1 protein-coding gene is annotated in these 740 nt (G+C 61.5%); it reads left to right on the top strand.

Features of this window, described 5'->3' with window-relative positions; all coding sequences use genetic code 11:
- Positions 1-5 precede the first annotated feature (5 nt).
- Positions 6-740: type IV secretion system protein (locus tag ACP2WS_RS11285; RefSeq protein WP_426460855.1), on the top strand; the 735-nt coding region annotated here is incomplete at its 3' end.

The following is a 740-nucleotide window of genomic DNA, read 5'->3' as shown; positions in this document are numbered from 1 at the left end:
GGCGCATGGTCTCAGGCCAGAGCCGAGAGAGCTTCATGGGCTTTCTGAACCGTGCCTTTGTGGTCATCATCGTGGTCGCCTCCGCCCAGGGCTTCGCCCTCTCCGGCCACAGCATGATGCAGACGGTCCGCGATATGCAGAACATCGTGGCTCAGGCCATCACGGGCAACGAATACACCAGTCCTGACAAAATGGTCGGCAAGGTACTGACCTACATGCTGACTCTGCAGAGCATCCTGCAGATCTACCAGGGTTCGGTCAGCCCAGGCGGGGCTGATTTCAGCAATACCCTCACTTTCATCACCGGCGCTGGTCAGGCCGTCCCTGCCCTGCTCGCCGGCGGGCTGTCCCTGCTCAATGAGGTGGCCCTGAATCTGAGTTTCGTCTTCGGGCCTCTCTTCATCCTGTGCTACATCTCCGTGCGCACCCGCTTCCTGTTCGTGAACTGGGTCAAGTTCACGGTGACCACTCTGTTCAGCATGGCGGTGCTGTCGGTGGTGACGGTGATCGCCCTCAAGGCCATCATCATGATGGCCGCCATGCTCATCGGCATGAATGTGTCTTCGGCTGTCGCCGGCGCTGCCGCTTCCGCCCTGGGCTCCGATTCCCTGCTCGGCTCCCTCCTCGAAGCCGGTTCGACTTCCCCCTCCCTCACCGATATCGCCACCGTCACCGGCGGTGTCGGCATGCTCCTCACCACCCTCATCCTCGGCGTCCCTCCTCTGGTCGTGAGTTTCTTC

Source organism: Brachymonas moutaii (nom. illeg.) (genome assembly GCF_049977365.1).
In the GTDB taxonomy this organism is placed as follows: Bacteria; Pseudomonadota; Gammaproteobacteria; order Burkholderiales; family Burkholderiaceae_C; genus Brachymonas.
The sequence above is the reverse complement of the archived record's forward strand: the minus strand, read 5'-3'. Positions and strand labels throughout refer to the sequence as shown.